Here is a 6,622-nt window from a genome sequence, read left to right as displayed (position 1 = left end):
CCCCCCCCCCCCCCCCCCCCCCCCCCCCCCCCCCCCCCCCCCCCCCCCCCCCCCCCCCCCCCCCCCCCCCCCCCGCCACCCCACGGAATGCCAGCTTTTGCTGTTGCTGCTGCCTTGGCTTGAAGGCTTCGGCGGGTGCAGGGTGCAGCCCTGCCCAACAACCTTTACCTCAACTGGCTGTCCTTGCTGCCACGCCGGTTGTACCCGGCATGCGCCTGCTCTTCGTCATCCCGCGCCTGCTGGCACGCAACGCACAGCCGCACACCAGGCACGGCCTGGCGCCGCGCCAACGGAATCGGCGCGTCGCATTCCTCACAGTGTTCCAGACCGGGTCCCTCGCGCAGCTGGCGCCGCGCGCGGGCGATCGCATCATCAACGGTGGCGTCGATCTGGTCCTGGACCGCGCCGTCTCCCGCCCAACCGGTGGCCATGGCCATCCTCCGCAGGTGTGTCGCCTGATATGGGGACGATACACCCCGGTAAAAGGAATGCCTTCCTGTAGCGCCGAGCCATGCTCGGCGGGGCTTCAGCAAGCTGAGTGGAACGCGCACGGGTTCGATCAATCCGATTGCGACTTAATCCCCTCCGTCCCCTTTTTGTTCACCAGATCAGGTCGTCCGGTACTTGGAACTGCGCATAGTAGGCGTCGTCCTCGGCGTTGCCGGTGGAGATCTCGGCGGTCGAGCCCGGCTGGCCGTGGTCGACGATGATCGCTTCGGGCGCGCGTTCACGCACCTTTTCGGCGGCAGCACGCGGCAACACGGCGTAACCGTCACCATGGGCAACGATGACCAGAACGCCCACCGACAGCGCCTTGCGCAGCTTGGGGTCGATCAGCAGAGTGCGGATCGCCGTGCCATCGCTGAAGCGGTACTCGTCGTCGCCCTTGTGGGGCACGGCATGGGCCGTGATGATCTGCTTCGCCTGCGCCTTCTGTTCAGCTTGACGGGCCTGGGCATTGCGCTCGGCGGCCAGTGCGCGGTCGCGCTCGACCTTCTCGGCGCGGGCACGCTCAGCCTCGCGCTGGACCTCGGCCGACGTCGATTCGGCCTTGCCTTGCCGCGCCTTGGCCTGCTCGCGCGCGGCGGCGCTGGCCTGCGACTTCTTGGCCAGGCCGGCCTTGAGCAATTGTTCCTGCAGCGCGTTGGGCTTTGCCATGGTCGATGTGTACCGCGTGTAATCTTGGATGTCCCCATTCTACCGACGCCCCGCCACCCCTGCATGGCAGTCCTGAAGTACCTCACCGGCTATCCCGAACCCCTGGTCGCCCAGGTCAGCGACCTGCTGGCACAGGGCAAGCTCGGCCCATGGCTGCAGCAGCGCTACCCCGACCCGCACACCGTGCGCAGCGACCGCCAGCTGTACGACTACACGCAGGAGCTGAAGGACCGCTACCTGCGCAAGTCGGTGCCGCTCAACAAGGTCTGCTACGACAACACGCTGGAAGTGATCAAGCACGCGCTGGGTACCCATACCGCCATCTCGCGCGTTCACGGCGGCCGCCTCAAGGCCAGCCGCGAGATCCGCATCGCCACCGTGTTCCGCCAGGCACCGGCAGCGTTCCTGCGCATGATCGTGGTGCATGAGCTGGCCCACCTGAAGGAAGCCGACCACAACAAGGCCTTCTATCAGCTGTGCCAGCACATGGAGCCGGATTACCTGCAGCTGGAATTCGATACCCGCCTGTACCTGACCGAGCTGGCCAACCGCGGCCAGCGCTGACCGGCCGCAGCAGCTACACTGCGCGCCCACTGCCCGACCTGCCTGCCATGGAACCGATCCGTCTCGACAAACGCCTGTCCGCCCTGCTCGGCATCCCGCGCGGCGAAGCGCGGCGCTACATCGAAGGCGGCTGGGTCACGGTCAATGGCGAGGTGGTGGAACAGCCGCAGCGTCCGGTCGATGACAGCGCGGTGATCGTGGTGGCCGAGCAGGCCAGCGATGAAAAGGCCGAGCGGGTCAGCATGCTGCTGCACAAACCGGCTGGCGTTGCCGCCGAAACCCTGTGCGCGCTGGTCAGCAGTGACAGCCGCAGCGAGCTGGACGCCAGCGACATCCGTCCGCTGCAGCGCCACTTCCACGGACTGCAGCTGGCGGCCGCCCTTCCGGCCAGCGACAGCGGCCTGGTGGTGGTCAGCCAGGACCCGGCCACGCTGGCCCATCTTCAGCGCAACCTGGGACGCACCGAGCAGGAATACCTGATCGAGGTCGCCGAAGGCGGCCCTGAGCGTGGCCCATGGCTGCTGGCGCGCCTGCAGCAGGAATCCGGCGGTGCCAAGGTCAGCTGGCAGAGCGAGCAGCGCCTGCGCTTCGCGGGCAAGGGCCTGACCGCCAAGGGCCTGCGCGTGGCGGTCACCGCGGCCGGCCTGCAGGTGACGGCCGTGCGTCGGCTGCGTATTGGCCGCGTGGCACTGGGACCGCTGCCTGCGGGGCAGTGGCGTTACCTGGGCAGCGACGAGCGGTTCTGACAGGGAAGTCCCCGTCATCCACGCATGGCGTGGATCTTCTGCGATGCACCGTCTGCCTTTGATCCACGCATGGCGTGGATCTACCATCGGCGCATGAGCCTGCCCAAGCCCCTGTGGCGACGTCTGCTTCGCGTTGCTGCAATCATCCTCGCCACACTGGTGCTGCTGGTCCTGTCCGGGCTGCTGCTGGCCGACCATCTCACCCCGCAGGCACGGGGCACGCCCTCGCACGTGCTGCCGCTGCAGCCGGCACAGACGCGGATCGACCGGCAGATCGTTCCGTTGCAGGAGGCCCATCCCGGCCAGTCCGGCGTGGCCTTCCTCAGCGATGGCATGGATGCCTTCGCCGCGCGCGCGATGATCACCACCCACGCCGGGCGCAGCCTGGACCTGCAGTACTACATCTGGCACGACGACCTGATCGGCCACCTGATGGCCAAGGCGTTGTACGACGCCGCCGAACGCGGCGTGCGCGTGCGCATCCTGCTCGACGACATGAACGCCAAGGACAAGGACGCCCTGATGATGGCGCTGGACCGGCACCCCAACATTGAAATCCGCCTCTACAACCCGTTCCGCAACCGGACCGGCCTGCTGCGCATGGTGGAGATGGTGCAACGGTTCTTCAGCGTGAACCACCGCATGCACAACAAGAGCTGGATTGCCGACGGCCGCGTCGCGATCGTCGGCGGCCGCAACATCGGCGAGGAATACTTCAGCGCGCGCACCGATGTGAACTTCCAGGACCTGGACCTGCTGGTCGCCGGCCCTGCCGTGGAGCAGGCCAGCCGGATCTTCGACGACTACTGGAACAGCGAGGCCGCCATTCCGGTATCGGCGCTTGCCTTCCATACCGATGCCCAGCTGCGCCTGCTGATACGCGAATCGGACCATGAGGCCCAGCGTGACGTGGCCCAGCCCTACCTTGCGCGCGTGGCCGAATCGCGCAGACGGCAGCGCCCGAGTCCCGAGCCATTGCGCTGGAGCCGTGCAGTGCGCATCGTCTCGGACCCGCCGATGAAGCACCGCGACGATGATCGCGGCGCGTGGCTGGTTTCGACGCTGACCAGCGAGCTGCAGGCCGCCCGGCACAAGGCCCTGTTGATCTCGCCCTACTTCGTGCCCGGCAACGAGGGCCTGGATGGCTTTTCGGCCATGGCCCGGCGGGGCGTGCAGGTCGGCGTGGTCACCAACTCACTGGCTGCCAATGACGTCGCCGCGGTGCACGGCGGCTACATGGGCTACCGCGTGCCGTTGCTCGAAGCCGGCGTCCACCTGTATGAGCTGAAGGCACAAGGGCAGTCCGGCGATGCGGGCGTGTTCGGCAGCAGCGGCGCCAGCCTGCACACCAAGGCATTCCTGGTCGATGACCGCCGCGGCTTCGTCGGCTCATTCAACCTCGATCCGCGCTCGGCCTACCTGAACACTGAAATGGGTGTGCTGTTCGACGATCCGTTGCTGGGTGCACAGCTGCGCGGCGAGTACCTGCGCCTGGCGGATCCCAGGCACAGCTGGTGGCTGGCGCTGGACGACCGTCGCCGGTTGCGCTGGCTGGAGCGCGAACCACCACCGCACTGGGCGGAGGAAGAGCCAGGGGCAACGGCGCGCAAACGCTGGTTGTCGCGGGTGATCAGCTGGCTACCGCTGGAATCGCAGCTGTAACGCTCAGCGCCCCGGATCGGTGGCTTCCTGCCCGGCATCATCCAGCGTTTCCACGCTGCGCCCATGCAGTCGCCGCCAGATCCAGCGCAATGCATGCGGCGGTGCCGAAGGCAGCTGTTCCAGCAGGGCCAGCATGCGGCTCTGGCTGGCATGCCCATGGCGGCACAGCAGGCTGGCCGCCGCAGCGGCGCTGGCCAGGCGCAGGCTGTCGGCCAGCGGGCCCTCGGCCTCCGGCAACAGCGCCTGATGCACCGGCTCGGGCAGCTCCCAGGCAGCCGCCACCCGTTGTGCCAGCGGTAACGACCACTGCTGAAGCAGCTGCAGTGCCAGCGCCGGCTCCACGGTTTCACCACTTGCCTGGGCTTCCTGCAGCAGCTGGCGCATCACCAGCGCCGCGCCCAGGCCCTGCACCAGGCCCAGCCACTGCGCGGCGAAAGCATCACCGAAGGTAACCGTGCGTGCGTGGTCTGCAGCCGCGCGCGAGGCCAGCAGTGCGTGCTCCCAGATGATCGTGCTGAACTGCGGGAACGCATCGCACTGCATCTGCATCACCGGCTGTACCAGTACCGCGCTGATGATCTGCCGAACGCCTTCGGTACCGACCAGGGTCACCGCCCGCTGCAGGCTTTCCACGGGCCGCTCGTGCACCTTGTAGGCGGGGCTGTTGGCGATGCGCAGCAGGTTGCCGGTCAGCACCGGGTCCTGGCCGATGATCGCGGCCATCACCCGCGCGGAGGCGGCATCGTCGTTGACGGTCTGGATCAGCTGCGGCAGCAGCTGCGGACGGCGCGGCAACTGCCGGGTAGCCCAGTCGCGGTCCTGCAGCGCGCGTGCCACCGCTTCCCCCAACGCCGGATCCTGTACAGGCGCCGGCTCACCGGCCAGTCGTGGGTACAACGCCAACGCGTGCAGGCCGCGCTGCAGATGTGCGGCGATCTCTGCAGACGGCAGGGCCTCACCCTGCAGGCTCGCAGCCGCTGCCGCCACTGCCTGTCGCGATACCGCCGCCAAGCGGGACGGCGCAGCCCCGGTCGAGCGCGCCAGCCAACCGCGCAGTGATCGCCACCAGGCCGCTGTCATCGCCGCCTGCCCTGTCGTTGTGGTGCCCTTGCCGTCACTGACCGCCTGCCTCTTCACGCGAATCCGGCCACCCGCCGTCGTCGCAGCATCGGCCGCACTTTCATCTTCTTTAACCGGAAGGCATGCGATGTCGACGGCACCGGCCGGGGGAATGGACTAGAATGGCGCCGCGCGACCCGTCCCCCTGCACCGACGACGTCGCTTTTTTTGTTTTGGGACCCTACCGTTCACTGGCCGTTCGCTGCAGTTCGCCGCTGATCGTGCCATCGGAGACGCCATGCTATTCGAAACCCTCGCCACCACCGGCCACGAACAGGTGGTGTTCTGCCACAACCACGACGCCGGCCTGAAGGCGATCATCGCCATCCACAACACCACCCTTGGCCCGGCCCTGGGCGGCGTGCGCATGCGTCCTTACGCCAGCACCGACGAGGCGCTGGCCGATGCGCTGCGCCTGAGCCGGACGATGACCTACAAGAATGCACTGGCCGGCCTCAACGTCGGTGGCGGCAAGGCGGTGATCATCGGCGACCCCAAAGCGGACAAGACCGAGGTGCTGTTCCGTGCCTTCGGTCGCTATGTCGATTCGCTGGGCGGACGCTACATCACCGCCGAGGACGTCGGCACCGATGTCAACGACATGGAGAACATCTACCTGGAGAGCCAGTTCGTGACCGGCGTGCACCAGGTCCATGGCGGCTCCGGTGATCCGGCCCCGTTCACCGCCTACGGCGCGCTTCAGGCGTTGATGGCGTCGATGCGCTTCAAGTTCGGCCATGAGGAAGTGGGCAAGACCAGCATCGCGGTGCAGGGCCTGGGTCACATCGGGATGGAACTGGTGAAGCTGCTGCGTGACCGCGGTGCCAAGCTGTATGTCACCGACCTGGACAGCGCGCTGGTTGACCGTGCGGTCAGCGACTTCGGCGCTGAAGCGGTCAAGCCGGACGAGATCCATGAAGTGAATGCCGATGTGTTCGCACCGTGTGCGCTGGAAGGCGCGATCAACGCCGACACCCTGCCGCGGATCAAGGCAAAGATCATCTGCGGCACCGCCAACAACCAGTTGTCGAGCCTGGAAATCGGCGACGAACTGCATGCGCGCGGCATTCTGTATGCGCCGGACTATGCGGTCAATGCTGGTGGCGTGATGAACGTGTCGCTGGAGATCGACGGCTACAACCGCGAACGCGCGATGCGCCTGATCCGCAGCATCTATCACAACCTCACCCGCATCTTCGAACTGTCGCAGCGCGAGAACATCGCGCCGCAGCGAGCGGCCGACCGCATCGCCGAAAGCCGCATCCTGTCGATCGGCAAATTGAAGATGCCGCTGGGCCGCAGCACCCCGCGCCTGGGCAACCTGCGCGGCGGCTGAGCGCGTCGATGTCGCGCCGGGGCTGGCGGCCCGGCGC

7 protein-coding genes are annotated in these 6,622 nt (G+C 67.5%); 4 read left to right on the top strand and 3 right to left on the bottom strand.

All coding sequences use genetic code 11. The annotated features are described in order from the left end of the window. Window positions 1–164: 164 nt before the first annotated feature. Together O0J15_RS15705 and O0J15_RS15700 are read right to left on the bottom strand one after the other, a co-directional pair. Complete coding sequence (locus tag O0J15_RS15705; protein ID WP_019662141.1) at window positions 165–431, bottom strand: DksA/TraR family C4-type zinc finger protein; 267 nt, start codon at window positions 429–431, stop codon at window positions 165–167. Window positions 432–600: 169 nt separating this feature from the next. Continuing rightward, complete coding sequence (locus O0J15_RS15700; RefSeq protein WP_308305914.1) at window positions 601–1,158, bottom strand: DUF2058 domain-containing protein; 558 nt, start codon at window positions 1,156–1,158, stop codon at window positions 601–603. A 63-nt stretch (window positions 1,159–1,221) separates the two neighbouring features. On the opposite strand from O0J15_RS15700, the gene O0J15_RS15695 reads away from it, so the two are divergent. From O0J15_RS15695 to O0J15_RS15685, 3 genes are all read left to right on the top strand, one after another. Then, window positions 1,222–1,722 carry a M48 family metallopeptidase gene (locus tag O0J15_RS15695; protein ID WP_021203991.1) on the top strand — a complete coding sequence of 167 codons (501 nt, stop codon included), beginning with the start codon at window positions 1,222–1,224 and terminating at the stop codon, window positions 1,720–1,722. A 47-nt stretch (window positions 1,723–1,769) separates the two neighbouring features. Further along, a complete protein-coding gene (locus O0J15_RS15690; protein ID WP_019662144.1) occupies window positions 1,770–2,468 on the top strand; it encodes an RNA pseudouridine synthase in 699 nt (232 codons plus the stop codon). 69 nt (window positions 2,469–2,537) lie between these two features. Then, window positions 2,538–4,130: a phospholipase D family protein gene (locus O0J15_RS15685; RefSeq protein WP_031270567.1), complete on the top strand. Its 1,593-nt coding sequence runs from the start codon at window positions 2,538–2,540 to the stop codon at window positions 4,128–4,130. A gap of 3 nt (window positions 4,131–4,133) precedes the next feature. Here O0J15_RS15685 and O0J15_RS15680 read toward each other — a convergent pair whose 3' ends face one another. Next, window positions 4,134–5,210 (bottom strand): HDOD domain-containing protein, encoded by a 1,077-nt coding sequence (locus O0J15_RS15680; protein ID WP_308305915.1) that lies wholly within the window; start codon window positions 5,208–5,210, stop codon window positions 4,134–4,136. A 277-nt stretch (window positions 5,211–5,487) separates the two neighbouring features. Here O0J15_RS15680 and O0J15_RS15675 point away from each other — a divergent pair, with 277 nt between their 5' ends. Next, window positions 5,488–6,585 carry a Glu/Leu/Phe/Val dehydrogenase dimerization domain-containing protein gene (locus tag O0J15_RS15675; protein ID WP_019662147.1) on the top strand — a complete coding sequence of 366 codons (1,098 nt, stop codon included), beginning with the start codon at window positions 5,488–5,490 and terminating at the stop codon, window positions 6,583–6,585. Window positions 6,586–6,622 lie beyond the last annotated feature (37 nt).

This window comes from Stenotrophomonas sp. Sm10, from assembly GCF_030985515.1.
Classification (GTDB): Bacteria; Pseudomonadota; Gammaproteobacteria; order Xanthomonadales; family Xanthomonadaceae; genus Stenotrophomonas; species Stenotrophomonas hibiscicola.
Note: the sequence above shows the minus strand (reverse complement) of the source record. Positions and strands in the feature narration are given on the sequence as shown.